At 64.7% G+C, this 943-nt stretch carries 1 protein-coding gene; it reads right to left on the bottom strand.

Annotated features, from left to right (window positions below; all coding sequences use genetic code 11):
- On the bottom strand, positions 1-639 hold a 639-nt coding region (locus J0A65_RS24195), incomplete at its 3' end, for an MCP four helix bundle domain-containing protein (RefSeq protein WP_206596814.1).
- Between the last annotated feature and the right edge of the window lie 304 nt (positions 640-943).

Consider the following 943-nt stretch of genomic DNA (forward strand, 5'->3'; position numbering starts at 1 on the left):
GCTGCGGGTCAGCAGCATGGCCAGCGCGACGGTGATCAGCGCCGCCACCAGCATCATCACGATGCCCCAGACTCGTGCCGACTCGAACACCGCGATCGATTGCGTGGCGGCATCGGCGGCGCCGCTGCGATTGAGCGCGGCGAGCGCCGTCAGTGCCCGGGAGATGTCATCGGCATGCTGATTGATCGTACCGCCCATGACCCCCTTGGCCTGCTCGAAATCGTCCTGGCGGACGAATGCGGTGATCTTTTCCTGCTCGCCCAGGTAGCCCGTCTTCGCCTGCTTGAAGCGCTCGTAGAGCGCGCGTTCCTCATCGCTGGAGATCAGCTTCTCGTAGTTGGCTTCGGCCTGGCCGAGCTTGGCCCGCAGCTCCTCGACGGTACGCAGGCTGGCCTGTACCGTCGCCGCATCCTGGCTGACTAGCATGCGCAGGGTGAGTGCGCGCAGACGCTGAGAGTCCTGGCTCAACTCCCCCAGCGCCATGACACTGGGCAGCCAGTTGCTGTCGACCGCAGCGGACTGCTTGCGCATTTCGGACATCTGCAGCAGGGAGAACATCCCGAGCAGGATCACCAGCAACGCCACCAGGCCGAAGCCCAGGGCTGCTCTAGGTGCAATGGACAGATTACGCAGCGACATGTGGCGAAACTCCTTTTACGCACGGAAATCGAGACCTCCGCCGCGTGATCCGGCGGGGGACCTGGGGAAACTGAAGCCACTCCCTGCGTAACTATCGGCACGGCGCGCCAACGCTTGATAGCGAACCTGCGCTAACGGCGCAGCGCGCTGGCCATCGCCTGATCGACCTGGTGACGCCACTCCCGGTCACTGCGCTGCTGATCCCGCGCCCAGCGCCAGTCATCGGCATGTTGCACCTGCTCGCACTGGCGAAAACCGTCATCCCAGCCCTGCGCATACAGCGGCTCCCGCTGATAGCGTAGCG

Origin of the sequence: Bowmanella yangjiangensis, assembly GCF_017255015.1 — a bacterium.
GTDB lineage: Bacteria > Pseudomonadota > Gammaproteobacteria > Enterobacterales > Alteromonadaceae > Bowmanella > Bowmanella yangjiangensis.